This window comes from Dictyobacter sp. Z7_2, assembly GCF_057551105.1.
On sequence record NZ_BAAJPE010000001.1, the window covers coordinates 2,881,510 to 2,907,843 of the forward strand.

Genomic DNA, 26,334 nt, shown 5'->3' on the forward strand with positions numbered 1-26,334 from the left:
GCTAGCGATTAATGTTTTGTGCTGCGTGTAGATTGAAGTCTGTCATTTTTAAAATAGTAATCCTGGCTGCAAAGCAGGGATAGATGTATCTGTAGGTGTGTGACACCTACAGATACATCTATCCCTGCTTCAACTCTATCGAGATATTGCCACTATGCGCCGAGCGCTTGCTTAACACGGGGCACAACCTCGGTTGCCAGTAGTTCGATGGATTTGAGGAAAACATTGTGAGGCAAGCTTCCGAGATCCATTTGGAAGAATTGCCGCATGTGACCAAGATGTCCGTGGAGCGCGACGATTCTGCGAGCAATGTCCTCAGGCCCACCGACGAAGAGCGCTCCTTCCGATCCTGCCTGACGCTCAAAGTCGTCGCGACTGGGAGCTCTGAAGCCGCGCACTTCGCTATGGGGAGCCATCGCGCGTATCCAGTGTTCCCAGTAGAAATCTCTGGCATCCTGATTGTTCTCTCCGATGAAACCAATACTTGCCACGGAGACTTTGATTTTTTCCTCTGGCTGTCCCGCACTTCTGGCAGTCTTGCGGTAGAGATCTGCCAGAGAGGCGAAATTTTTCGCGTAGCCACCAATAATGGCGTAGGCGATGGGCAATCCCATGATGGCTGCTCGTGCCGATGAGGTAGGAGTTCCTCCTGTCGCTAGCCAGATTGGGAGAGAACCCTTGACCGGTCGCGGTACCACCAGGGCATCCTCTAGCGGTGGGCGATATTTTCCCTGCCAGGTGATGCGTTCGTTGGCGTTAATTTTGAGCAGTAGATCAAGCTTTTCGGCATACAATTCGTTGTAGTCATCAAGACTGTATCCAAAGAGAGGAAATGATTCAGTGCTAGAGCCGCGTCCAGCCGTAATCTCCACGCGTCCACCGGAGATCGCGTCGGCAATCGCGAACTGCTGAAAGACACGTATCGGATCGTCTGTGCTGAGTACGGATACTGAACTGCCTAATGTAATGCGTGAGGTCGCTCCTGCAGCCGCCGCAATAACTGTGGCTGGTGATGAGGCTGGCATCTCGTTCGTGTGATGTTCACCTACGCCGAAATAATCGAGACCGGCTGCGTCTGCAAATTTGATGGCTTCGAAGAGATTGGCGATCGCTTCGCTGGTTGGGCGGAGCGCTCCGTTCTCGTCACGTTGGGTATCACCGAAACTGTATATACCGATTTCCATGATTGTCTTTTCTTTTTTAATGCGCTATCTGTGCTGTCTTGCTATATGCATCGCGATAAATGCACTCGCGCTCTCTATTTTGCCCCTCTGGTGGCTTAGAGATGTGGCAGGATGTTTGTAGCCAGGGCGTGTAGACCGTCTATATCATCGAGATTAAACCACTGGAGCATAAGCTCTTCAACGCCAGCTTGCTCGTAGCTATGTATCTGCTGGATAATCTGTTCCCTGGTACCCACGATGGCTTTATTGGTGGATGCCAGAGTTGTAACCAGATCCTCGGTTGAGAGATGCTGAAGCGTAGGATCTTGACGATAAGAACTCAGCTTGCTCTCTAACTCGCCATGATCTTTGCCTAAGATCACCTGATGCATCAATGTACGCTTAAGATCTGCAGGTTGGCGTCCAAATTGTGGGAGTAAACTATCCAGGCGTACACAGCGCTCCTTGAAATCCTCTGGACTGAGATAGACGGCATTCCAGATATCGGCATAGCGAGCCGCTAAGGGCAGGGTGCGTTTGGGACCATTGCCGCCGATCAGGATTTTTGGACCGCCAGCGCGTTGTGGGCGTGGGAGTAGGATTGCGTCATGGAGCTGGAAGAAGTTTCCCTTGAATGTGACAGGCTCATCGCTCCGTAGCAGACGTATTACCACCTCAAGGCCCTCTTCAAAACGAGCCATGCGGGTTTTCAAGTCACCTAGCTCGTGGCCGAAGTTATGATGCTCTCTCTCCTGCCAGCCTGCTCCCAGACCGATGATCATACGACCATTGCTCAAATCATCGATAGCAGCCGCCTGACGGGCAAGTAGCGTCGGCTCGCGGAATGAGATGGGAGCCACCAGTGGTCCAAAATGAATATGTTCCGTGCGATCAGCCAGATAGGTCAGAGAAACGATCATTTCCAGAGAGTCGGCGTCGGGTGGCTCAGGATCGGTGAAGTGGTCCGAACGAAAGAGACCTGCAAAGCCGAGTTGATCTACCTCGGCGGCCAGACGTTTCCAATGGGGCCAGGTCAAACCTTTTTGCCCCTCAATCATTATCGAGACATCTACCATTATTTATGCACCTCTGTTCCTTGATTTGCTTCCCTGACTATACCTCGTAAGAAACAAAGAGTGCAAGTATTTGTCCTCTATCTGTTTGAGTAATTCATTTGTCCTATTGTGATTAGCTTTTCGCTCGCTTCCTCACAGACTATGTTATACTCTCTCTGTGGCCTCCTCAGAGGCCGATCCATGTGGTCTTACCCATTTGCGCCCTATCAACCTAATCCTGGTCAGAGGAGCTCTTTCCTTCCTTCTCTACACTGCTCCTCTGTACCAGGCTTTTTCTACCATAGCGTAGCCGCTGGTTGTGCCAGAAAACTTACTCTAGTTTTGATGAAGCCTCTTCTCTGATGTCCCTAATGATGCGCTCTTGTTTTGTGCGCACAGCATTTGCTTTCCTCGCCTTCTTGAGTAGATACTCCACCTCTACCTGCATCCCTGCATCTGCCAGATAATTGTTCCATTTAGCGCAGGTCTCACATTCAATGACACGGCACACATCCACATGATCAAATGCACTGCGGCACGATGTACAGTACCACGGCTTGCGTTTAAATGTATACCGGAATGTGTACCATAAGCCTTGATACCATGGAACACTCAGAGCTGTGGCGCAATAATCACATAAGTGAAACTGGTATCTACGTATAACATCATCCATACTACTTCTCCCATACCTTTTTCATCTGAAAAACTATGTAAGCCTCTGTATTGTTTCTCCCATAAAAAATAATTTATTCAATATACATTATGCCATAATTTGAATTTATTACAATGGATGTGCTTCCTTACCGCAAAAATAGCCAGGAGCAGAGCTTTTAAGTGGACACGTCCCTATCGCTGTATAGTTCCCAGTCGATGTCCGCACGGAAGGGAATAGATCCAGTGCCTGACGATTTGTTGCCGTTCCATTGGTTGCATACAGACTGGACATAGATTGTTTCTGATGGCGTCCAGGCGACTATTTTCACAAGCTTCAATTTCTTGTACTTTTTGTACGATTTCTGCTGCGGTCGGATAGGAAACTTGAGCGCAACGCGTCGAGCAGTGATCCGATTTGATACAAGGGAAGGTGTAAGGTTGTTTTGAACTATCCATCACATCATCGTAGAGTATATTGGCTCCGCAGCGCGGCTGCGTAAGGCCGGTAAAATACTTACATTGATTGGCTATCTGGTCATGCAGTGAAGTTTTTTGATTACTCAAAGGATGTCTCCGTATAAGCTATGAGATGTATGTAGAATTCAGGCGAATTGAACATAGCATTAGAAAGACGGACATCATTGTTCCTGAAGGCATCTACGGTGGTGGTTGATTGTTTGGGGAAGTGACAAGCCCATCTCTATTTAAATGGTGGCGACCTTTTGCAAGAGAATATTATGGGCGATACGTTTCCTGTTCAGGAGTATGTGAAGCGATAATCTACACATGTGCACAGAAATGCAATCTTTGTTGCGTGGCAACGCGCCTGTCTGGCGGATAATGATGATGCGGCGTCATCGTATATATGCATTTTCGAGAAATCCATTCTTTTAATCATATAAACAGTAAAAGAGTCAAGAAAAGGTGTGCTATGCAGGTTCTATTAAGATACATAAAAGATAGCAACTGTTTTACATATCAGATTACTATGACTTTTATAGTATAAATATTGAAAGTAGCATATGTCAATGGTATCAATACTATTGAGGAAAATTTATTAGTCAGAGCGAAAGCTATTAAAATTATGAACTCTAACGGCAGAGCTTAAATGACGTTTCATGTGATACTTCTACGATAAAAAAAGTTTTTATAGAGTAGTGACATGTTTCTGACAATGCTACTGCTCTATAAAAACTTTTGTAATCAGCGCTGAAGGTTCGGTGTTTGACTAGCGCAGGGCGTCGCGGATAGTCAACCCAAAGCGCTCTACGATCGGCCCCAGGGTGGAGAGGAGGATCGGACTGATGATTACGACGATCAGTATATTAGAGATGGACCAGGCACCCCAGTTAATAAAAAATGTTTGGGGCGTATCCAGGCCTCCGGCTGTGAGAATAGAGACTCCGTAAAGTCCTCCAAGGATGTTGGTTGGTAGAACCGCGCAGATCAGGAAAAAGATAAATCCACGTAGCGTGTAGACATCTTTCCCAATTGGGCTAACTCCAAAGCGATAGGCAAAGAAACGATAAAGGAGCATCGGGATGCAGAGTTGGATGAAGTCTGCGGCTCCAAATGGGATGGCAAGCAAGGGCGGAATATTCGAGAGTAGTCCTGCCCCAACGAAATTTCCAATGTAGGCTATGACAAAGGCCCAGCCGCCAAACCAGAGGGCAAAGACGAGACCAAATCCGATTGCGATAAAGAGTGCACTGACTCCCAGACCTGTAGTTGGTAATGCAATGACGGCGAGCCATGATAAGATGGTGTAGACCGCTGTGGCGACAGCTATTGTGACCAGTTGTGACAGGCTTGGCCAGCCAGTGAAGCGGAATGTGTAACGGATACTGGTCGAGATACTGCTCTGGCCTTCAATGGCAGGTGGCTGTTCAGGATACCCTTCTTGTGTGGTCGAATTAGCTGTCTGCTCATCAAGGTTAGCTGAATGCTTCAATGAATCGTCCATGAGTCTGGTCCCTTTCTTCTAAATAATGGAATCATATATAATGGCAATGGATTAAGTCTCCTGTAGGAAATAACTACGCTACGGGAGTTTTCTGTAGGATGAGATGGCGCAATATCTCGAGTTTGGTCAAAACTTCTTGCGTGATTGCACTATTATGCTGTCCCTTGGGTGTTTTTGACAGTGCAAACGTACAATGCTCGCGTATCTCTTGCCGTAGAGCTGCCTCATCGACGTTGATGACTTTGCCGCGTTCGACAACGACTTCACCATTGACAATCACGCTGTCGACCGCTTTACCGTATTCACAATAGATAAGATGCAGATAGGGATTGCGCAGAGGCATAAAGCTATCGGCATCGAGGTCGAGTAGCATGAGATCAGCCAATTGACCGGCCTCCAGCTTGCCCAGATCTTGGGATAAGCCGAGGGCGGAAGCGCCTCCCTGGGTTGCTGCATATAAGATCTCTGGCGGCTGCGGCCATTTATGATAATCTACATCGGCAACATTATGCATCAATCCGGTTTGTTTAATCACATCGAACATATTCTGTCGATCGTTGCTGGCCGAGCCATCACTGCCCAGGGCGATCATCACGCCTTGATCGAGTGCCTCGGTTAACGGGAAGCGTCCACTGCCCAGACGCAGGTTGCTGATTGGATTGTGTACGACGGTCGTTCTCGTTTGCGCAAGGATCTCCAGGTCGCCTGGATCAAGCCAGATGGTATGCGCTAACGATGTGCCCGCACGAAGCAATCCCATCTGCTGGAGATAGGGAATGCCTCCCTGACCTAGCGCTTCATGGATCACACGGGCCTGTAGATCGGTTTCGACCGCGTGTAGATGCATGCCTGTCTGATAGCGTTCCGTAAGATCCAGACAGCTCTCCAGCAGCTTGGGGCTGCACCAATGGATACCGCTTGGCCCGACAAAGCCGCGTAAGCGTCCATTGGCTGCATTGTCCCAGGTATGCAGAAATTGTTCGAGCACATCGACCTGCTCATCGATGCCTGCCCAGTCATCAAAGCGGCTGGTGAAGGGATGCTTCGGAAAGGTCATGCCATGTTTTATGCCAGCCTCCAGTACTAAATCCTGATCTTCAATCGATGGCGCGACCGCTGCACGGATACCAGCATCATGATACGCGTGCATGGTTGCATCGAGATATCTGGTCACGACGCCGGAACCTGTCCAGAGATGATCGAGTACGCCCGTCGTGCCTGTTTTGAGCATCTCGATCGCGCCCAGCAAAGTACTCAGATAGACCAGATGCGGTGACCATTCAAGCGCATCGGCGAAGAGTGGCACGAGCCAGAGTTCCAGGGGCGCCGATGGCGATGTCGCTTTAAGCAAATTTTCTAGCGAGTGCGTGTGGGCATTGATCAGACCTGGCAACGCCAAACGGTTCTTACCTGTAATGACTCTTTCAAGGTGGCGTGGATTAAATGCAAGCGTACCGGTTGGTCCCACTGCGACGATACGTTGTCCCGCAATCAAAATATCTTGATCGCGCAGCAGTTCTTCAGGATCGTCAGGATCAAGCAGGCTACAGCCCTGGATCAGTAGATGCTTCTGGGGCAGTGCGAGATCTGGTCGCTGGCTATACAGTGTGGGTGACTGAGCATACGATAGCGTTTGCATAGAAGACAACTCCTCTTTAAATAGTAGAACAGGTAAGAGATAGAGCTCCATTGCTCATCTTGTCTCTGTGGCGTGATGGTGAGCGGAACGAGGCTGGACGCGTTGTTTATGTTGAACGTAGTTGCTCGGAACGTTCATAGCAATCGAGCGCTTCTCGATGGCGTCCAAGTTCGTCGAGGGCGGTGCCACGGTTCGCCCAGGTCTGTGGATCGTTGGGATTGAGATAGACCGCTTGCTCATAGGCCATCAGTGCTTCTTTATGGCGTCCGAGCGCGAAATAGGTGTCGCCCAGAGCGAGCCAGATGTGTGCTCTCTCTCCGTTCACCTCTACTGCGCGATGATAAGATAGCAGGGCATCTTCATACTCGTGCAGTGCAAAAAGTTTGTCGCCACGTTTTTCCCAATCTTCAGCCGTCAAAGGAACCGCCGGGGTGAGCGGTGTGGCTGGCAGAGAAGGCGTGAGCGGACCAGCCGCTGCATAGCCCGGTATTGGTGTAAAGCTCTGAGCGTTATTGCCATGCGAACTGATGGGTCCACGTATTGCTGATGAGCCTGCCGCTACCAATTGTGCTCCTGAATGGCTGAGCATCTGTGGCTGTGTTGGCTTCTGGACTGTCCGGCTGGCAAGCATCTTTAGATCTTGCACCATCAGATCGATTGAAGGATAACGGCGCTCCGGCTTGGGATGTGTTGCCCGGTTGATGACCGGCTGAAAGGTTTCGTATTCCTGCCGTGGCAGGGTCTGGGTGAAGATCTGTTGGCATAGGATGGCAAACATATATTGATCGCTGGCCGGATTGACCGAGCTCCAATATGCCTGGACATTTCCTTGCTGGCTGGCTTGTGCCGCCGTATAGAGCTCCGGCGCGAGATATGGCGATGGCGCTGGTTGTAGGCGAGCCAGTCCAAAATCGGCGACCCAGACACGTTCATAACTTGTAAATAAGATGTTGCCAGGAATCACTGCTCCATGGACCGAGCCACGTGTATGGATGGTGTGAAGCGCCATACCTATCTGTTGCAAGACATGAACTAATAATGCACGTGGTGAGCTGCTTTGTTCGTTGAGTGAGCGTTGAGCCTCTCCAGTTTGAAGATAGGCGATAAAATGATCCAGGGTTCCGGGAATGAATTGGCAGAGTGTGAGCAGATAGGTACTGGATGCAGGTGCTTGTCGTATATGTAGCGGGCTACTCCCCTCGCCGACTTTTTGTCCCGGTGACCAGGCACCACAACTGAAAACGGCACGAATCGAGTTATGGCGTAGTGCTGTTGTCATACGTACTTCGCGCCGCACGCTCTCCCAGAGCTCGGGATTGGCGGTCTGGGATGGCGATAATTTGATTGTGACTGGTTGACCCGAACGCTGATGATGTGCAAGGTAGGCACGTCCGCTTCTCCCAATCCCTAACAGCTTTTGGACCTGATAGATTCCAAGGGTGGTCTGCTTTGCCAGCGCGCCACAGACGCGGCAAATGACCTCCTCAGGCTGTAGGGGATGTGAAGGATGTCCAAGACAAAACGAAGCCCTGGTGCCGCTGTGTGGCTCGTATTGTGTATTGTGATCCATCTCGTTCTGCCTCTCTTTTGAACGACGGAATGCCTTTTCCATGCTGAAAACACATGCTCTGCGTGAGGGATATTCATGCCGGGGAGTCCGCCACGAGGTATCCCTCTCAACTAGCTACTTATTCATCTACAGGCATACGATCTACTTGGTTCAATTGGTAGAAGCGCTGATTATAGGCGCTGTGTGACCCTTGTCGGATTGGTGATAGCTGTCCTGGTGTCGCTGGCAACCCGGGATTGAGCGTATTCTCTATCTCCGTGGCATATTGAGTCCGTGGTAACGTTCTCAGTGGAGCTGCTCCGCTCGATCTCTGAGGCTCTCGGGGAGTCTCCGTGCTGGTTGTCGTTGTCACCTGGGCAATCTGGCTGATGATGTTGTGTTGCTGCTCTTCGAGCAGATCGATCTCGCGGACGACACGGTCGAGTACCATACGCTCAAAGCCGGCGCTGGTCTGCGATTTGAGCAGATTGGATTGTTTGACTTCGTTCAGGGCTTCATGGATGCGTTTGGTGAGCTTGTTGATCGATTCAAGGGCACTGGCGACACGTCTCCATTGTCCTTCTTGTCGACGCTGCATATGACTCAGGCCAAGGTAGACCGAGCGCAATTCTGCTGCACCCTGGGGCATGGGCTGATTGGGTGCCCAGAGAGGTAGTCCCTGTCCCAGGCGCTCGACGCTCTCCTGCAATGTGCGACACTCCTGTGCCAATTGATCGTAGCGAGCACCGCGCTGCGAGAGGGCGCTAATACGATCCAACATCAGGTTTAAGCTGATTGCGATCGGCAATAATGGGCCAGATACCGTGGATGCTCGGGCGACAATATCTCCTCGTGCGACCCGTGCGTGGACTTCACGTAGAGCTGCGATACCTTGCTCCATACTCTGCTTGTCCTGAGCCGAACGCGTTGCCTCATCCGCCTCACGTCGCGTTACCTGTAACTCACGGCGAGAGATCACCAGCTCGCCGCGCATCTGCATCGTCAGCCGATTATTCTCCAGTAGTGTCATGGCCTGACGGGCAATCACGATCAGGATCAGCGCCAATGCGACGATGTCTGCCTGGATCAGCGTGGTACCACCGCGACGTGCAACGTTGGTCAGGAGTACGGCGCAGGTTCCTAGGACAAGGATGAAGGGAGCAATCGTCTGAGCGGTCATGCTCAGTTGTGTCAGTCGGGTGGGCGCTAGCTGCGATATTCCGAGATGACGTGCACTCTTCATGTGTTCTTCTTGCTCTTGTTCTCGAGCAACGCTGCGTGGATACTCGATGGCTGCCAGACCGATCAGCGAAAGGCTTAACGGCCAGAGCACGTCTTGTAATGTTCCTGTGTTGAAGCTGAATGAGAGACTATAATATGCCAGCAGGCTGTCTGTGACGGCTAGAAAAAAGAGTCCCATGCACAGCAGCAAGAAAACAGGTTGTTGTGCTCGGTTGGCGAGCGGACTAAACATCAGAATGGCACCAATGGCGACCAGGAAGAGATCTCCTGTTGGAAAATAAATCGACAGGAAGGATGCTCCAGCGCTGGGCGATTGCGCCAGACCAGCGATCAACGGGCTCAATAGGAAGAACCAGGAGAGTGTCAGGGCCGTTCCGATCACTGCCAGTGCATCGAGCAGCAGGCGAGCTCGTCCCGCTGAAGCTTTATTGCGCCGGGTCAGGAAAAGGGTTCCGACCAGGAAGAAAGGATACGAGGCCACAAAGCCAATATCATAGATGCCTGGGAAGGGAACATCGGCGCTATTCATGCGGATGTCGTAGGTCGTCCAGATGGCTTGTCCGCCGGCGTACAGCGCGATGGCGATCGCCAGGAAGGTCCAGGCCATGAATGCCCGGCGGGCGGCCTGCGCTTCGTTATGTACGATGGCCAGCTCGTTTGGCGAGCGTCGCTCCGAGCGATGCTCCATCAGTTGGCGACCAAGCCGATTGGAGACGCGGTAGAGGCGTAGGGCGATGCGTGTGCAAAAGATAAAGCCAATGCCCTCACCAACGAATTGGAGAATGTCTGATGCTCCTTTGAGCGAAAAGCTTTTTCCCGGTGTCTGTCCGAGCAACACCATACCCACGAGAAAGAGTGAGAAGGCGGCTGAGAATCCTAGAACGATCCATGGACCATAACGTTCCGCCCAAAAATCACGCGCCAGAGCCTCGCCGTGGAAAAATGATGGCTCTTTCTCCACAACCGGGGGGGCCTGTTCGTTATAGTAGGCGTTCCCAATGTGTTGCATCATGGGATTGGCTCCGTGCTGGGATGGTCTCCCACCCAGAAAGCCCGAAAATTGAGATGCTTCCTCGTATGACATAAGGTGATCCTCTCAGACTGCTTGCATACAATGTTATAGCGATAGCGTTACGATTTACGGAGATATAGCCAACGATCATAACTGAAGTGCTGACCTGCGTTACTCAGTAACAGACCGATAAATGCTAGTAGGAAAAGGATGATTACGCCGATGTCAAATGAGACCGTTCCAGAGAAAGTATGCAGCAAACCGGCTCCCATACTTCCAGATAGCGTAAGTACTAATCCTACTCCACACGCTAGCCGGGTCCATGTTCCTGCGATCAGACAGAGTCCCACACCTACTTCGAGCAATCCGATGACCAGTACAAAGCCTGACGGATTGATCTGGGCGATGTGCAGCCACGCGTTGAAACAATCTGTGACGATCGGTATCTGACCATGGGCAGCCTGAGTTAGCGTTACAAGATAGTCGTGACTGAATCCGATCTGCCATTTATTCCAGATATCGTAGAGGCAGAAGCAGCCACAGAGAACACGCAAGAGACTGATGATGCGTACACGCCATGTGATAAGCTGGCTCGTTTCATGCGCTATCACGACTCTCGGCGCTGCATCTGCCTGATGATTTCTGATAAAGGGTATGGGCTCAGAACTGGATCGCAATGGCCTTTCCTGGACATAATTGCGTTGTTGTAACTGAACGCTTGCTTTGCTCTTCACGAATAATGCTCCCCTTGCATGCCGCTCTTGCATGCATAGAAGATGTTACTACAGAGCTTTCTGCATCAATGTAACAGCTTATTGGTACATTGCATCGTCTCCGGGAGAAGACTTCATCTCAGCTGGCAGATACCGCTTCCTATCGTCGTCATCTGCTTCGCCTCAACCGCGTTCTATCTCTCTTATTGAAAGAGAACCATTCCCTTCTCCAGAAGAGCGATGCGTCTACAAGTACAAAACCTATAATGAGTATAGATTTTTGAGCTTGCGACGACCTCCTATATTTCTTCGTGCGTTTTTTCTCTTGAGGCAGACTTATCATGGCTTACCTGTGCGTTAATCCTATGCATGGCACATCTGCGATGTCTTATGTACACTCTCACTGAAAAAATTTTCCAGCTACTGCCTTTTCTCTATGTACACAAAAAAATCTTCAACGCATTTCTGGTATAAGATTTTCAAAGAAGGGATCGTCTTCGCCACAGAGATTAAGCTCACCGACGTAGCGGCGCGGCTCCGCCGTGCTGTCTGTGACTCGTATGATTCCGCCCGGGTGCATCTCTCTCAAGAACACCACACGGAACGCTTCACAGCGAGAAGACCTCTCAATGGAACCTCACGTACAACGTTGTCGTACGAGTCACAGACAGCACGGCGGAGCCGCGCCGCTACGTCGGTGAGCTTAATCTCTGTAGCGAAGACGATCCCTTCTTTGAAAATCTTATACCGAGAATGAAGTCTAGAAAAAAATCATTTGTCTTATACCAGTCTTATGTAGCGCTTTGTAAGACATTGTTTAACGAATTTTATATAAATTTAATACATTTTAGCATGGACAAAGGACAGAGAATGTGCTAAGCTGAAAGTGGTTTCTACTTTCATTTATATAATACTTGTGTGTTTTATATACTACTTATGCATTTTGTGTTGCTTTTATAAAACAAGCGTATTGTGATTGTATGCTGTCTCTAGAATGGAAGCATTAAAATGAAAGCACATATCCCGGCTCAGGCAGATCTTTATCCAGAGGTTCCATTTTCATCATCTCCTCCGGTATCCGTCGTTCAACGTCATAATCCATCGGCTCAAATGAGAGCATCTCAGCTTCATCAGGTCCTCAGCCAGCTGGTTAATACGATGACTTTGTCTGTAAGTCTGCCTGAAATGTTGCAGCTCCTGGCTGAATTGATCGTCCAGACACTTGATCTTGATCTGTGTCTGCTCTTGTTACAGGATCAGGCGGATGACAGGTTGCGTATATGTGTAAGTTATCCTGATGTGATAGATGCTTCTTCTGCACAAGCGATTCATGTCGATGCGCCTCTATGGGAACATTTGCGTACATTTACACTCCAGGGGCAGTTGCCGCTCCTGACACTCACCGAAAAAGTGACACTCGATCCATTATCCAGCGATCATCAACCTTTAGTGTTATCCATTCCATTATGTGTAGGTACCGAGCCTCTAGGGCTTCTCAATTGTTATGCCCGCCAGCAATGCATGTGCAGTGAAGATGAACAATTGTTGCTGAATACCATTGCCAGTCAGCTGGCTCTGGCGCTTAAGCATCGCCGCTATCTGGAAGAAGATGTGGTTACGCAGAAGAATCTTGTCAAAGCTTTTGTCGCTGATCTGTTTGCTGGCAAGGCTGAGACGGAGTCTGCCCTTAAGCGCCGTGCTTATAGTTTGGGTTTTGAACTACTCAAGCCTCATCTTGTGGCACTGATTGAACTATCTGAGGTGACCGAAGCTGCAGAGGATGCTCTGCAGAAGGCGGTCAATGGACCTGAGCAATTGATCCATTATGATACCGCACAGACGCGGATTAAGCAGCATATGCATGCCCTCTATCCCGGTATCTTGATCGATGAGTGGGAAAACGGACTTGTCTGTCTGCTCCCATACGAGAGCGAGCCGGAGTTAGCCGCTATCCATGCGCAATTTGAGCCACTGATCCGCTTGATTCAGCAGGAGTGCCATCTCTCTATGTCGGTGGGGGTGGGGAACGCTTGCCTGGATCTGGACGATTATCCGCGAGGATATAGAGAAGCGAGCGAGGCTGTACGCATTGGCTCCTGCTTTAAAGCAGATCTGCGTTGCACTCCTTTTGCCGAGCTAGGAGCCTATCGCTATCTCTATCCCTTTGCTCAGACCCAGAGTATCAGTGATCCTTATCAGGATGCTATTGCGGCCGTGCTGAAACATGATCTTCGTAAGAAGATGAATCTCTTGGACACACTCGAAGCGTATCTCGAATGTGGTGGAAATATTGCGCGAACCGCCAGTATCCTGGAGATCCATCGCAACACATTACTTCAGCGCATCAGTCGTATTCACAAGCTTTGTGCACTTGACTTAGAGCAAGCATCACAGCGCCTGTCACTTCTGCTCGCGCTGAAAGTTTACCGGCTGCGTGCGTATCAGGCACGTAACGATATATGTGTTGATGAGTAAAATACGCCCGGGTTGAGCAGATTACACTTCGGGATGTTTATATCTTGGCAGATGCATTAAAATGTATCCGGTTTCTAAAATGGATGAAATTTCGATGCCGAACGAACGTGTCTTCAGGCGTGTGCGCGAAAGCACATTGCGAACGGGTCTCATCTCCTGATCCCATATACCAGCCTCTTGAGCCTCCTGCAAACGTTTACGGCTGCGAGCAATCGCTGCGTCCGAAGCACGCCCGCTGTTAAAGCTGGCTAGCAATACCTCATAAGGACAATAGTAAGGATATGCATCAAGGAGGGGCATCAATACACAGATCTCACTTGTCGTAAACTGCTGCTCCATGAGCATCAGCGGACGATCATCTTTACAAGCAAGATGGGAAAGCGTTCCCAGGGGTGTATTGAGGGCAAGTGTGTGGCCGGTGGGCAGTAAGCCTTGCAATGAAAAATGTAAGACTTCTTCACTGTTTTCCTGCAAGTAACTGACAGGTGTTTTCACCTTACGCAGGGAAACTTTTTGCATAGTGACAGCTCCTTGTGTGAACTGGCTGACAAATGATGATGCGAACAAAAAATACAATTCTGAAAAGTAAGTAGATAATATAGTCTATTGTAACTGTTTTAACCGCATATTACAAGCCTTTCTGCTGTGACTACCTTTTATCCTCGACTGAGGAAATGCTACCGTATCTGTTTTATTTATAGGGAAGACACAAATAAAACTTTTTATATAATTTTTCTGTGCTTACTTGCTAGTATTTGTGGAGCAAATGTTCTATTTTCGTTATTATATATCCTGCGAGAAATATGTGCAAGCGAAATGAGGTGAGGGCATGCTCCAGGGACATTACATTCCCTCAACACGATACAATTTGATGGGAATTTGCCTTGAATTGCTCTGGTCTGATGAGTGGTAAATGGAGAAGCTGCATAAAGAACCATACAATAGCAGGGTTCTTTATGCAGCTTATGCTGCTTTCATTGCATGAGAATCGATCTCATGCAATGAACATAATAGAGAATTACTTTTTAGGGCAATTTATCGTGACGGTATTGTATGCGACAGAGAATGTACAGGGGACATTATTGATTGTTGTGGTACCAGTGCAGCCGTTGATGAGTTGTCCATTCACGCTGCAATTAATGGCTGCTCCATTGCCGCCGGAGCCGGTGCTGCCAGTTGTGGTTGGAACCGGTGTTGGCACGGTTGAGGAGGATGTTGGCACCGCGGTCGGTACAGCAGTTGCAGCGGTCGTCGGTACGGCAGTTGGTGTCGTAACAGGAGCGGTCGCAGCGGTCGTTGGTACAGCAGTAGGTGTTGATCCTGTGGGTGGCGTACCGGTGCTGGTGTTGGCAAAGGTGGCTGAGGTGACGATGCCATTGGCGTCTGTCTGGACAGTGACCGGATTGGGGATGTTGGTCAATTTTGCGCAGTTAAGATTGTCCCATGATCCCTGGAAGCGCTGGGCCAGGAATGTGAAGAGAGAATTGGCAGCAGCAGGATCTGGCGAGGCGGCGGTCATGGTGTATGGCTTATCTAATGCTAAACGTGGCAATCCTGTTTTAAGATAGTTTAGGCAGTATGTGGCACCGCTGGCCTGGTTGTTTCTGACCGCAATAATTTGATCAACACCGCTACGGTAGAGGTTTGTTTTCGTCAGGCTTTCGTTGTCGCCAACGAGTGTCATCGGATTGTTGAGAGGTACCAGGGCGATGGGTGCTTTTTGCAGTGCGGATGCCTGAAGCTCGTCAAGCGCCATTGCTCCAGCGGGGGCGTTGTTGTCGGCCAGGTTGGGCGCTGTCCATGCCTGACATCCTATTGCCGGGTCGATGAATGCGGTGAGAAGAGCATTGTCGCTTGGATTGGCTACCGTGATGGCGTTTGGTAATTTTGTCGCGTTGGCGGCTGAAAATTGCGCCAGACGACCATCAGCCGTGGCTAGATACTGTGTCTGGACATTGTCGCTTTGATCCTGGTCGACTACGCTGAAGTCACGGACCGTTGGACATGGCAGTCCATCTTTTGCCGTCGTCAGTTGAGGGATTTTTACTTTGCCTGCTACGACTCCCTGATTAGCGGCTGCAAAGAATGCCGGCGCATTACAGTAGGCGAACTGGCTGAAAAGCGAGTTGCCCAGACCATTGACACAATTGGCTTGTGTCAGGGTATTCCTATTCTGTGCTTTAAGTTGCAGGTTGGTGGCGTTGAAGCCGAACCAGAGACCGACAATTGCTCCTTTGGGTAGGGTCGGAACTTTGGGATTCACAGCCGGGCGCGTCCCTTTGTCGATGACAAGTGGATTATAGATGCTGAATTGACCTGTTGTACGGTCGTAGATCACACTCTGGACAAAGGCGCTCTGAGCAGCGTTCGCTTCGTTACAGGGACCATCTTTGGGATTTGTCGCTGTAAGTTGATATGGCGTGGCAAGCCCTTTAGGGGAGAGCGGATCAGGTGGTACAATTAATGTACAATTGGCGTTTGGGTCGGCCGCCGCAGCGTGCGTATTCATCTTGGGCAAAACGATAAAGTAGAATCCCGCTCCCAGGACGAGAATCAATGTAACTGCCACTGCGATGAGACTCAATGGCGAAAAACGTTGGCTTCGTACAGAGGAGCTCGGTCGTAGTTTTCGCATGGGTTTAAATCCTTCTCTTGTTCTGTGCTGTATTTGAAATATACTGCCACTCTTTCGATCCTCTGGCTGGAAGATTTTTCTGAGCGCTCTTTCCAACGCGGTGGAGAAATGGTGTGGTTTTCTTATATCCTTTGGGATCTCTGGATACACATTTCGCTGTCATTTTCATGCTCTGCTTTTGCCGCGCTCGCGAATACGCTGCATCAGTGGATATGAATGAAATAATTTGACCCGTTTTGACATCGAAAGTTTTACTGAACCTAGTTGCGATATTATCATATGTGCATGTAGTTATTTTCATATATGTGCTCAATTGGGATGAAAGTACCGAAGTCAGGTTAAGGTTTCAGTATTAGTAGAGGCTAAAACGTCCTAAAAGTACTATGGATAAGTTGAGATTTCGATACTATCCATTTATTGACTGGCTGATGTCTTAGTGAGATATCAGGAAATATTTTATTCGAGGGAGATAGTATTTGTATGGCTACAAATAATCTTGAGGCAAAAGATCCGTTGGCTAAACTTGCACCTTATGAATTTATCGTGCTCAACACGTACCGCCGCGATGGTACCGCGGTTTCAACGACCGTGTGGTTTGCTTATAGTCAAGGGCGTGTTTATATTACGACAGGCAAGACTGCTGGAAAAATTAAGCGTATACGCAACAATGGTCGTGTGACAATGTTACCTTCAGATCGCGTCGGCAAAATTTTGGATCAGTCCGAGATCGTCGGCACTGCACACGAAGCCACATCCGCAGAGGGCGAACTGGCACGTGCACACTTGATACAGAAGTATGGTGCGCAATTTCAGCAGGTCGCCAGTCAGCGCACAGGCGATCGTACTTATATTGTCATAGAGCCGTTTGTGAACTGATCAATTGCCGGGCTAAAAATCTTACGGGTAGTGTCAGGCGATATAGCCTCCGTAGACGGCGTGACCAGCACGCATCCAGAAGCAATCGACTAGTGAAAAGTTGGCTTCGTGGAGCCAGCGGAGTTGATCGTCGAGGAGTGATGGGGTGTCAAACGATGTGGGATCGTTATAGTCATAGGTGAAATAGTTCCATTGCTGCTCCAGGAATTGATCATAGCCGCTGAGATCTCCACGAAGCTCCAGGCTCTGTGTGCGTACGATGTTATCATATTGCTGGGCGAACAGGTCAGCGATCTGCTGATTGGCTGGCTGGATAATATCTGCTAGCAAGAATGCTCCCTTCGGCTCAAGTTTGGCGGCCATATCCTGGAAGAGCTGACGCTTTTCGGCGTCATCGAGATGATGAACGCAGAGGGAGGATACGATACAACGCGCCTCAGGCAGGCTGGTGCGCCAATCTTGCTGATGCATGTCGAAGGCACGAACCTCCAGGCGATCGGAGAAGTGCGCTAGCTTTTCTGTCAGATGCTGCCGCATGACCTCCGATCCGTCGAGGGCGAGATAGTGACAGCGTGGAAAGGCTTCCAGGATTGCTTGTGCCAGCACTCCTTCACCGGATGCCAGCTCGATGATGGTACATGCTTCATCGTGCTCAGCAGGGATCAAACGTAACAGCGTTGCTGTCTGCTCTGCGCGCCCAGGGACAAATATAGCACTGAGATCGATAAAGTTGGCTGAAGCTTGTTCGTCCCATTGCTTCTCCGTAGAAATGTCATTGCTCATGAATAATTCGCCTTCCTTTTACTGCCAGTCATCAATGTCTCTATGTCTATAAAGTATACATTAAAAAATGCTTTGAGTGATAAGCAGAAAGAGATCGAGCGGAGCGTCCGACGCTCCGCTCGACACGGGTTATGAGGAGTGTATTCGTACGCGTTACTGGACGATGCTGGGGTAGAGATAGGCTCCGATGGTGATTAAGATGATGGTAATCACGATCAGGACGCCAAAGTCTGTGCCGATGCTGGGCAGGTCTATTGGTACGTTGGCAATCATCAATGAGCGGATGCCGTCGACGACGTAGCTGAGCGGGTTGATGCGTGCAATGGCTTGTAGCCATGGTGGCATAACGGCGATTGGGTAAATGGCGTTGCTGGCAAAAAAGAGTGGCATGGTCAGGACCTGACCGATACCCATCACGCGATCGCGTGTTTTTAGCAGGCAGGCGATGATTAGTGAAAAGGTTGAGAAGGCTGCGGCTCCCAGGATGGCGAAGGCGAGTACTCCTAGCAGGGCGAGTGGGTTGAAATTCATGTGCACGCCCAGGATGATGGCCAGGATATAGATGACGATCGCTTGTGGGAGGGCGCGTATGCCGGCCGAGAGGGCTTTGCCTAAGACTAGCGAGCCACGTGCCGTGGGACTGGCTAGGAATTTGTGAATCACTCCTAGATCTCTTTCCCAGACGACGGCTATGCCTCCGAAAATAGCAATGAAGAGAACGCTTTGGGATAAAATACCGGGCGCGAGAAAGGCGAGATAGCTGACGTTAGGGTTGCCTGTATCGATGGGATGCAGGCTGTTGAAGACTTCTCCAAAGATAAGCATCCACAAGACTGGCTGGACTGCACGGGTGATTAGATCCGAGTAGTCGTGGCGTATTTTGCGTATCTCCCATTCAGTGATCGTAAATGTTTTTCTGAAAAATTCGCTGATGTACTTGAAGAAAGAGAGATTTGTTGGATCTGATTGTGTCAGGGTGGTGGATTTATCCAAGTCGGCGTGCTGTACGTCGTGCTCGTGAAGCGTCACGGTAGCTACCTCCAGAAACCAGGTCATCGCCTGCGTAGTGCACAAAAACGTCGTCCAAAGTCGGATTTTCAATCTCAAGGGTGGCTTTTAGCTCGTCGGGAGTGCCAATGACGACGATCTTCCCGTGATGCATGATGCCAATCCTCGTACATAGACTATCTGCCTCTTCCATCGAGTGCGTGGTGACAAAAATAGTCATGTTGGATGAGGCTCGTAGATCCATCAGATGATCCCAGATCGACTGTCTGGCGATTGGATCGAGTCCGACGGTTGGCTCGTCGAGAAAGAGGACCGGGGGCTGATGCAGCAGGGATTGGGCGACCTCCAGACGGCGAATCATGCCCCCTGAATAGTTGCGCACAATCTGCTTGCTGGCGTCCAGCAGTCCAACGTATGAGAGCACTTCTTTGACACGTGTATCGCGAATCGCACGTGGTAGATCATAGAGTTTGGCGAAAATCAAGAGATTCTCATATCCCGATAGATTTCCATCAGCTGAGAGGGCCTGCGGTACATAGCCGATGCTGTGTCGTACCGCCGTGGTCTGATGGACGATGTCGAAGCCGTTGACCAGAGCCTCTCCCGAGGTTGGATTCAATAGCGTGGTCAACATCTTGATTGTGGTGCTTTTGCCAGCCCCATTGGGACCGAGCAGACCAAACACTTCACCTTGCTCAACCTCAAAGCTCACATCGTTGACTGCCGCATACTCTTTGAATTTCTTGACGAGGTGAGATACTTTAATGATGGCTGTCATTCTTTTTCACGTCTCCAAGTCCTTGTGTCTTCGCAGCATCCAGTAACAGCTCTATCAGCCGTTGCAACTCCTGTTGTTCCTGCGCGTCGAGCACCTGCAATAAATCGGTCAGCGAAGCACGTCTCTGTTCCCACACCTGGTTGATCTGAGTCTGTCCCTGCTCGGTCAGTGAGACATGGACTACGCGTTCATCCTCAGCCTGACGTGTGCGTGTAATCAGACCTGCTTTTTCCAGGCGCTTGCATGCCACCGTTGTCGAGCCCGTGGTGATACCTAACCCCTGTGCTAGCTCACCGATACTATGCGGGCCTGTACTCTGAAGGCGACGTAGCAACCAGTATTGCTCGGGTGTCATATCCGTGTGCCGTAGGGGACGCATAAGACGCGTGAGCAAAAGCAGATCCTCTGTCAGACGCTCTGAAGCCATGATTCTTCCTTTGATGATCGATTGTTTTGATGTTCAAACTGATTATACTGATGCTGGCATGAAATTACAAGGTCAGGTCGCAGCTACTTGAGTTGGAACGTTGCCGTCATCTCCTGTTTGAGTGCATTCGAGGAGTCGGGTGAGAACCTGAATGTAAAATCTTTGCTGCCTGCTGGCATGATAAAGACGCATACTCCCTGAACGTTTGTCTGACCGGCGGCTATGCTACTGGATAAAGTGTTCGAGTCTGGCTGACTTTTTGTGTCGCCTGCTTGTAGACGCATGGTACCGCTGGCGGAGGGATAGAGGTTTGTTGACGAGTTGTTATCGATTTTCATGGAAATAACAATGTAGACTTTCCCTGCGTCTGCTTGCGTAGTCTCATAACTGGTCTGACTGGTTACGTTGGTGATGGTCCAACTGGCATCGGAGGCGCTCTCTGGCTCGAGCTTTTTGTTAATGGCAGCGGTTTGAGGCTGATATTGGCTGAGATCGACTCCCGCTTTCAACGGCATGCTGATCTGTGATTCCGAGCTTTTTCCGATGACTAATGTGATCTGGCCTGGTTGTAAACTGGTTGGTACTGGGAAATCGATCCAGTTTGTACGCGTGACGGCGTTATCCGGGCCGGATGAATTTTGCTCGGCGGTTGGATGAACACTGGTGCCGTCTGGGAGTTTTAAGAGCATGACATCACTATAAGAGTAGTATGCTGTCTGGGATGAAGTGTTCTTTTCGTGGATATCGAGGCGCAGTACCCCGGACGTGTTGGCATTGTCATCTGCTATACTGGTAGCCTGCTGCACGTCGGTGATGGACGTGCTTACACCTGCGTAGACGACTTCAGACGTGTGCAATGCAGTCGTTACTGGCTTGGACACTTTGGTTGTAGCCTGTGACTGAATATTCTCAGTTATTGTTTCATTCTGAGAGCTATCATGAGCTTGTGAGCTAATCCAGTTATATGCCAGATAGCCGCCACCTGCACATAAACCTAGAATGATTAAAATCACGACCAGGAAACCACATCCGATCTGCCGCAAGACACTCTTTGAGGAATCTTTAACGGGCATCGCATAATTGGGCGGTGGTGTCTGATAGGTGCCAGGAGTGGGTTGAGATTGGTATCCTTGTTGCTGTCCGTATGGGAGCGGCTCAATGTATGGCTGTATCGGTGGAGGTGGAGGTGTAGATGCTCCAACGGTTGGTCCTGTTGGCACGTAGGGATTTTCATCTACCTGCGATCTCTTCGTCTGTTGATCATTGTCTAGCGTGACTGTTGATCCACAGTTAGAGCAAAAGCGCTGCGCCGGATCTAATGGAGTACCGCAATTGCGGCACAAACCTGAAGGCTGATTGGACATCATTTCTCTCCTCAATGTATGATCAGAAGAATTAAGAGTGCAATAGATTGGCAATCGGTACTTATATCAAGTATCTACTAAAATAAACGTTGGAGGCCAGTAAAATCCCAACAGCAGAAATTTTAGAGATAAATGGATGCCCTTCCCTGCTGCATTTTGTTGCATGATGTGTCAAAATGCTCCATACCCTGGTGGGGATCTTTCTCTATGTCTATCTGTAGGCACTCATCAGACTCGTCTCTTGCCAAAACATGCTGCTGCTGTCATACTGGATTTTGCTGATATTGACATGTAAAGATGGAGCTGTTTTAGCATGGATCTTTCTCACATATGGGCTGCCTGGCCGATAGTAGGACCTTGTCAGCTTACTCCGTTGATTGGTGGCATCAACAAATCTGTCTGGCGCGTGCATGCCGCAGATGAAAAATCGTATGTGCTGTGCGTTTTTCTGGATCATTCTCAGGAAGCGCGTATCCGCTATGAGCATCGACTGCTTCAGGCTCTGGCTCAAAAAAACCTACCATTTCTGGTGCCTGCTTTGTTGACTGCATCTCATGGAGGTGTGATTGTCTCTTTTGAGCACACAGATGGCACGCCTGCCTTTGCCACTATCTATCCCTTTTTGCCCGGCGAGATGTCCCGAAAAGGTGAATGTACCAATGCATCCCAGGCTGGACACGCTCTCGCACTCCTTGATCAGGCTCTGGCTGCTTTGTCTGAGAGAGCGCTCCTGGTTCCTCCAGAGGCCCCCAATTCTTTGCCTTTTGGTGCGTTCGCCCGGCGTTATCCTGCGACGCCCGATCCACTCGTTGCTGTGCGGGAACTGCCACTTGATCCAGAGCCGAGCCGACTTTTATCGCTCAATCTGGCACAAGTCCTCGCCAGCGTCGAAGACTTGTATGCTCGACTTCCGCAACAACTGGTGCATCGCGATGTAGATACCAGCAATCTTCTCTTTGATGCTCAGGGAGTTAGCGCTGTTCTCGACTTTGAGTTTGCTGCCGTCGATCTGCGTGTGATGGATCTATGTGTAGCTTTGAGCTGGTGGCCGGTAAGTCGTATGGGTACTGGCACCGAATGGGAAATCTTTAACGCTCTTGGTCGTTCCTATCTGGCCGCTTTCCCTCTAGAGGATGAGGAGTTGCTGGCTTTGCCTGAAATCATGCGCTTGCGTGACGCGGCCTCTCTGATGCATCATATTGGACTTTATTTGACTGGCCAGGTCTCCGCAAGTCGGATTCAAGAGCGCGTACAGCATTCTCTCTGGCGCGAAGCATGGCTAACCGAATATCGTACGGCCCTCCTTGAACATGCTCTGGGTTGGCGTCATCTAGCTGGATGATCTATAGATCTATATGTTGAGGAGATTTTTACTGCTCTGAAGCTCCCAGGCTGAGAAGCGTATTTTTTTGCGTTTCGGTGAGCCCTCTGGCCCCTTTGATATTCATGCGTTCATAGGGCCTATCGCTTCTCCAGGTGTGCAGACACTGCGAGGTTTGACTATCCCAGAGCTTGATGGTGTCGTCGTGGCTCCCGCTGATCAGTGTGTGATCGGTTGGATTGAAGGCGACGGCACGTATTCTTTGGGTGTGCTCTTGTAAGCTTGCCAGAGGCTGCTGCGGATTCATTTGCCAGAGGCGGACTGTATGATCTTCACTGCCGCTGGCAAGCATTGAGGCATCGGAACTGAAGGCCAGCGAATAGATGCGGTTTGTGTGTCCCTCAAAGACGCCAGAGCTGATGAATTGCCCCTCCAGGCGCTGCCAGAGGTGGATGGTTTGATCGTCGCCACCACTGGCGAGCAGGTTGTGATGTGGATCGTAGGCAAGCGCCCAGACTCTTCCTGTATGCTCCTGGAGCTGCTCGATGCATTTTCCATTGCTGATATTCCAAACGCATATATTCCTGTCGTCGCTGCCGCTGATGAGTGTGTCGTTATCTATGAAGCTGATGACGCGCACCCGATCTTGATGTCCTCTGAGGATCTGTTTGCAGCGGCCGGTCTGGATGTCCCAGATGCGTATCTGCTGATCATCGCCGCCGCTGGCAAGCAATGTACTGTCGGGGCTGAAGGCGATTGAGCGTAGACGACCATTTTGTCCCGTTATTTTGTGCATGCGATAGTCATGCTGAATATCCCATAGGCCAATCGTTCCATCGTCGCTGCCGCTGGCAAGCAGTGAGCCATCGGGACTAAAGGCAACGGAATAGATCCAGCTACTATGTCCCTGAAGCTTTTTCAAGCAGTGCCGACTCTTGATATTCCACACATTGAGCTCCAGGCCGGCACCGTTGCCAGCCATCAGCGTTCCAGTTGGATCTATCGCGACGGCATAGATCCAACTGCTGTGTCCCTGCAAAGTCTTCAGGCACTGTTTGCTATGAGCATCCCAGAGGCGTAGTGCCTGATCGTCGCCGCCACTTACAATCAATGATCCACTGGCGTCGAATGCAACTGAGCGTATCCGGTTGCGGTGTTCTTGTAGTCGTGCAAGACACATGCCTGTGGTGATGTCCCAGATGCGCAGGGCTTGATCGTCTCCACCGCTGGCGAGCAATCTGCCATCGGGACTGAATGCCACGGTTTGTATCCTGCGCTCGTGTCCGTTGAGCTCGCGTAGAAATTGTCCGGTTTGGGCATCCCAGAGACTGATATGCTGCTCGCTGCCGCTGGCGAGCAACTGTCCATCGGGGCTGATGGCAACCGAGTAAATACGCCCATGAGTTTCTTCTATCCTGAGCGTTTGTTGCCAGGTGTCGACATCCCAGATAATGATGCTGTGATCCTCACTACCACAAATCAGTCTCTGACCATCGGGACTAAAGATCACAGAGCGTATCAGGCCTGCTGGTCCAGTCAAGATGTGGGTGGATTGTCTCCTGGCCACATCCCAGATGATGATCATTTGATCATCGCCGCCGCTGGCGATCAGCTGTCGATTTGGGCTCATCGCGACGGCATAGACTCTGCCATGATGGCCTCTAAAGATGTTCAGGCATTGCGTGGTTTGGACATCCCAGAGGCGAACTGTGTGATCCTCGCTGCCGCTTACGAGCCAGCGATCATCCGAGCTGAAAACGATTGAGCGTATCCAATCGCTATGCCCCTGGAACGTCGCACGTGGTATGCCTGTGGGGAGGTCCCATAATTCAATGTAGCTGTTGGCGGTCGAAGCTGCCAGCCGGGTTCGATTAGCCATCAGTGCTACGCAAAGAATATTGCTGAAGGTCTCGGTAAACGTGCACGTCGAGAGATCTGCATCGGAAAAGTTAACGTCGGCCAGATGGACGTCCTGCAAATGTGCTTGCCTGACGGTTAGATGTGAGAAGTCGTAGCTATCTAATGGCTTGTTGGCCTGAATCAATAAGTTGAGTATGTTTCCTGCCCCGTATCCTGTGGTCTGAAGTGAGCTATCACGCCATGTATCGAGCAGGCGCTGCCATTTTTTTTCGATTTCCAATGCTCCGAAGCTGACGTATAGATAGTCGTTCAATGGAGCAATCAAGAGGGCTATCTGGCTTTTGCGGATGTAGTCTGCTGCTTCCGCTTTCATCAGGCTATGGCTTTGAAAAAGTTGAAATACCTCGGTCTGTAGCTCCTGCTGTATTCTGAGGACAAAATGGGCGGTTACATACTCCATGATTACAGGCTGCAACGAGAATGAGGCGCTGGTATGGCTCTCGACCAGAGAGTGCCGCTTCAACGATTTCAAGGCTTCCAATAGTTCGCCCCTGGGAATTGTATGCACGATATCGTTGCGGAGCGTCTGCAAGTCTATCTTTTCGCGCTCGATGGCTAACCAGTAGAGGATCTCCTGCTCGAATGGGGATAGACGTTGGAATTGTTGTGTCAACACATCTTGAATGTCGCTGACCATTGTATCGGGCTGCGCCAGAAAGGCTGCAATGTCGCCATGAAAGATCTCTCGCAGAAGCTCAGCTACCAGTTTTAGTGCGAGTGGATTGCCTGAATAGAGATGAATGAACCTTTGCCAGGTCTGATCATCTCCAAAGAGATTGTCATGCTTGAGCAGGCTCTGGGCCTCACTTTGACTGATCCCTGACAGTTGGAGTGAGCGTACCGGGAATGTTTGTCCTTCTAGATGCGCCAGCTCGCGTGGCTTCTCGCGACTGGTTATCAGCAGACAACTCTGATGCTGAGTATTTCCTACTAATTCTAGCAGACGACCAAAGCTTTGATAGCCATCCTGGTAATATCCTGTACCACTACCGCTTTGCAACACAGATTCAAAATTGTCGAGCACAATCAGGCAGCGATAACGTCGCAGGTAACCGATAAGTAGCATGATCTGGGCATCAATATGCTGCGGAATGTTTGTGTCTAAGGGTTTTGGATCTGGCAATGCTCGTAAGAATTGCATGAGGATATCTTCAAAGAGCGGTGTATTGCGTAAGGTGCGCCAGAAGATAACATCAAAGCGTGTACTGACTTTTTGCGTCATGGCTGTTGCCAGCGTGGTTTTTCCTACACCACCCATCCCTTGAATCATCATCAGGCGACAATGTTCGGTTTCAAGCCAGCGTGCCAGCGTCTCTAATTCTTGCTCTCGGCCATAGAAATGTTCGACCGGTGGAGCTTCACCCCAATCGATATATGCTTTGTCGAGTACTTTTTCTGCTCCCGCTTCAATTTTCTCTAGCGCCAGGACCTCTATCAGCGTAGGCAAGACGCTGGTAGTGGCAGCGTGCTGCTGCTCTATTTCTGAGCTTACTGCTAGTGGGGCCGAGACTGTGATCTCGGTCGGATTGGTGTTCCCACTGTGCAATTGGAAGAAGTTGACGAGGAGAGTCAGAATACTGACGACCATGCCGACAACCAGGGAGACCAGAGTTAAGGTTGTTGTTCCTGTCATGATACCTTGCTGCATAATCACTATGAAGGCGACGAGGATGATGGCGAAAACTGCGAGAATGCACAAGCTTACAATAATCCAGATCAGATGCGTGTGCTCTTGCTGTTCTGATGGCGATGACATA

20 protein-coding genes are annotated in these 26,334 nt (G+C 50.1%); 4 read left to right on the forward strand and 16 right to left on the reverse strand.

Going from position 1 to position 26,334, the window contains the following annotated elements:
* Positions 1–152: 152 nt before the first annotated feature.
* The 8 genes from AC27N8_RS11445 to AC27N8_RS11480 form a co-directional block, all read right to left on the reverse strand.
* Complete coding sequence (locus tag AC27N8_RS11445) at positions 153–1,184, reverse strand: LLM class flavin-dependent oxidoreductase (RefSeq protein WP_487067023.1); 1,032 nt, start codon at positions 1,182–1,184, stop codon at positions 153–155.
* Positions 1,185–1,279: 95 nt separating this feature from the next.
* Positions 1,280–2,239 (reverse strand): TIGR03560 family F420-dependent LLM class oxidoreductase, encoded by a 960-nt coding sequence (locus tag AC27N8_RS11450; protein ID WP_487067025.1) that lies wholly within the window; start codon positions 2,237–2,239, stop codon positions 1,280–1,282.
* A gap of 825 nt (positions 2,240–3,064) precedes the next feature.
* On the reverse strand, positions 3,065–3,436 hold the full coding sequence (locus AC27N8_RS11455) for a hypothetical protein (protein WP_487067027.1): 372 nt from the start codon (positions 3,434–3,436) through the stop codon (positions 3,065–3,067).
* A 664-nt stretch (positions 3,437–4,100) separates the two neighbouring features.
* Complete coding sequence (locus AC27N8_RS11460; protein ID WP_487067029.1) at positions 4,101–4,835, reverse strand: hypothetical protein; 735 nt, start codon at positions 4,833–4,835, stop codon at positions 4,101–4,103.
* 73 nt (positions 4,836–4,908) lie between these two features.
* Positions 4,909–6,474, reverse strand: coding sequence for an amidohydrolase family protein (locus AC27N8_RS11465; RefSeq protein WP_487067031.1), 1,566 nt, complete (start codon positions 6,472–6,474; stop codon positions 4,909–4,911).
* Positions 6,475–6,580: 106 nt separating this feature from the next.
* Complete coding sequence (locus AC27N8_RS11470) at positions 6,581–8,044, reverse strand: tetratricopeptide repeat protein (RefSeq protein ID WP_487067033.1); 1,464 nt, start codon at positions 8,042–8,044, stop codon at positions 6,581–6,583.
* A gap of 118 nt (positions 8,045–8,162) precedes the next feature.
* Positions 8,163–10,349 (reverse strand): hypothetical protein, encoded by a 2,187-nt coding sequence (locus AC27N8_RS11475; RefSeq protein WP_487067035.1) that lies wholly within the window; start codon positions 10,347–10,349, stop codon positions 8,163–8,165.
* 47 nt (positions 10,350–10,396) lie between these two features.
* Positions 10,397–11,011 carry a DoxX family membrane protein gene (locus tag AC27N8_RS11480; protein WP_487067037.1) on the reverse strand — a complete coding sequence of 205 codons (615 nt, stop codon included), beginning with the start codon at positions 11,009–11,011 and terminating at the stop codon, positions 10,397–10,399.
* Positions 11,012–11,426: 415 nt separating this feature from the next.
* Between AC27N8_RS11480 and AC27N8_RS11485 the strand changes: the two genes are divergently transcribed.
* Together AC27N8_RS11485 and AC27N8_RS11490 are read left to right on the forward strand one after the other, a co-directional pair.
* Positions 11,427–11,747, forward strand: coding sequence for a hypothetical protein (locus tag AC27N8_RS11485; protein WP_487067039.1), 321 nt, complete (start codon positions 11,427–11,429; stop codon positions 11,745–11,747).
* Between the two features lie 251 nt (positions 11,748–11,998).
* A complete protein-coding gene (locus AC27N8_RS11490) occupies positions 11,999–13,465 on the forward strand; it encodes a helix-turn-helix domain-containing protein (protein WP_487067041.1) in 1,467 nt (488 codons plus the stop codon).
* A 21-nt stretch (positions 13,466–13,486) separates the two neighbouring features.
* On the opposite strand, the gene AC27N8_RS11495 is transcribed toward AC27N8_RS11490, so the two are convergent.
* On the reverse strand, positions 13,487–13,984 hold the full coding sequence (locus AC27N8_RS11495; protein WP_487067043.1) for a hypothetical protein: 498 nt from the start codon (positions 13,982–13,984) through the stop codon (positions 13,487–13,489).
* A 499-nt stretch (positions 13,985–14,483) separates the two neighbouring features.
* A complete protein-coding gene (locus AC27N8_RS11500) occupies positions 14,484–16,100 on the reverse strand; it encodes a hypothetical protein (RefSeq protein WP_487067045.1) in 1,617 nt (538 codons plus the stop codon).
* 480 nt (positions 16,101–16,580) lie between these two features.
* On the opposite strand from AC27N8_RS11500, the gene AC27N8_RS11505 reads away from it, so the two are divergent.
* Positions 16,581–16,976 carry a PPOX class F420-dependent oxidoreductase gene (locus AC27N8_RS11505; protein ID WP_487067047.1) on the forward strand — a complete coding sequence of 132 codons (396 nt, stop codon included), beginning with the start codon at positions 16,581–16,583 and terminating at the stop codon, positions 16,974–16,976.
* Between the two features lie 33 nt (positions 16,977–17,009).
* Here AC27N8_RS11505 and AC27N8_RS11510 read toward each other — a convergent pair whose 3' ends face one another.
* The 5 genes from AC27N8_RS11510 to AC27N8_RS11530 form a co-directional block, all read right to left on the reverse strand.
* Entirely contained in the window at positions 17,010–17,759 is a 750-nt protein-coding gene (locus tag AC27N8_RS11510; RefSeq protein ID WP_487067049.1) for a class I SAM-dependent methyltransferase, read from the reverse strand.
* A gap of 153 nt (positions 17,760–17,912) precedes the next feature.
* Complete coding sequence (locus AC27N8_RS11515; protein ID WP_487067051.1) at positions 17,913–18,788, reverse strand: ABC transporter permease; 876 nt, start codon at positions 18,786–18,788, stop codon at positions 17,913–17,915.
* On the reverse strand, positions 18,745–19,545 hold the full coding sequence (locus AC27N8_RS11520; protein ID WP_487067053.1) for an ATP-binding cassette domain-containing protein: 801 nt from the start codon (positions 19,543–19,545) through the stop codon (positions 18,745–18,747). Before AC27N8_RS11520 ends, AC27N8_RS11515 begins: the two co-directional genes overlap by 44 nt.
* Positions 19,529–19,972 carry a MarR family winged helix-turn-helix transcriptional regulator gene (locus AC27N8_RS11525; RefSeq protein ID WP_487067055.1) on the reverse strand — a complete coding sequence of 148 codons (444 nt, stop codon included), beginning with the start codon at positions 19,970–19,972 and terminating at the stop codon, positions 19,529–19,531. Before AC27N8_RS11525 ends, AC27N8_RS11520 begins: the two co-directional genes overlap by 17 nt.
* 83 nt (positions 19,973–20,055) lie before the next feature.
* On the reverse strand, positions 20,056–21,339 hold the full coding sequence (locus AC27N8_RS11530; RefSeq protein ID WP_487067057.1) for a DUF4352 domain-containing protein: 1,284 nt from the start codon (positions 21,337–21,339) through the stop codon (positions 20,056–20,058).
* Between the two features lie 310 nt (positions 21,340–21,649).
* On the opposite strand from AC27N8_RS11530, the gene AC27N8_RS11535 reads away from it, so the two are divergent.
* Positions 21,650–22,678, forward strand: a complete 1,029-nt coding sequence (locus AC27N8_RS11535) for a phosphotransferase enzyme family protein (RefSeq protein WP_487067059.1) — start codon at positions 21,650–21,652, stop codon at positions 22,676–22,678.
* A 28-nt stretch (positions 22,679–22,706) separates the two neighbouring features.
* Here AC27N8_RS11535 and AC27N8_RS11540 read toward each other — a convergent pair whose 3' ends face one another.
* On the reverse strand, positions 22,707–26,333 hold the full coding sequence (locus AC27N8_RS11540) for a WD40 domain-containing protein (RefSeq protein ID WP_487067061.1): 3,627 nt from the start codon (positions 26,331–26,333) through the stop codon (positions 22,707–22,709).
* Position 26,334: the final 1 nt, after the last annotated feature.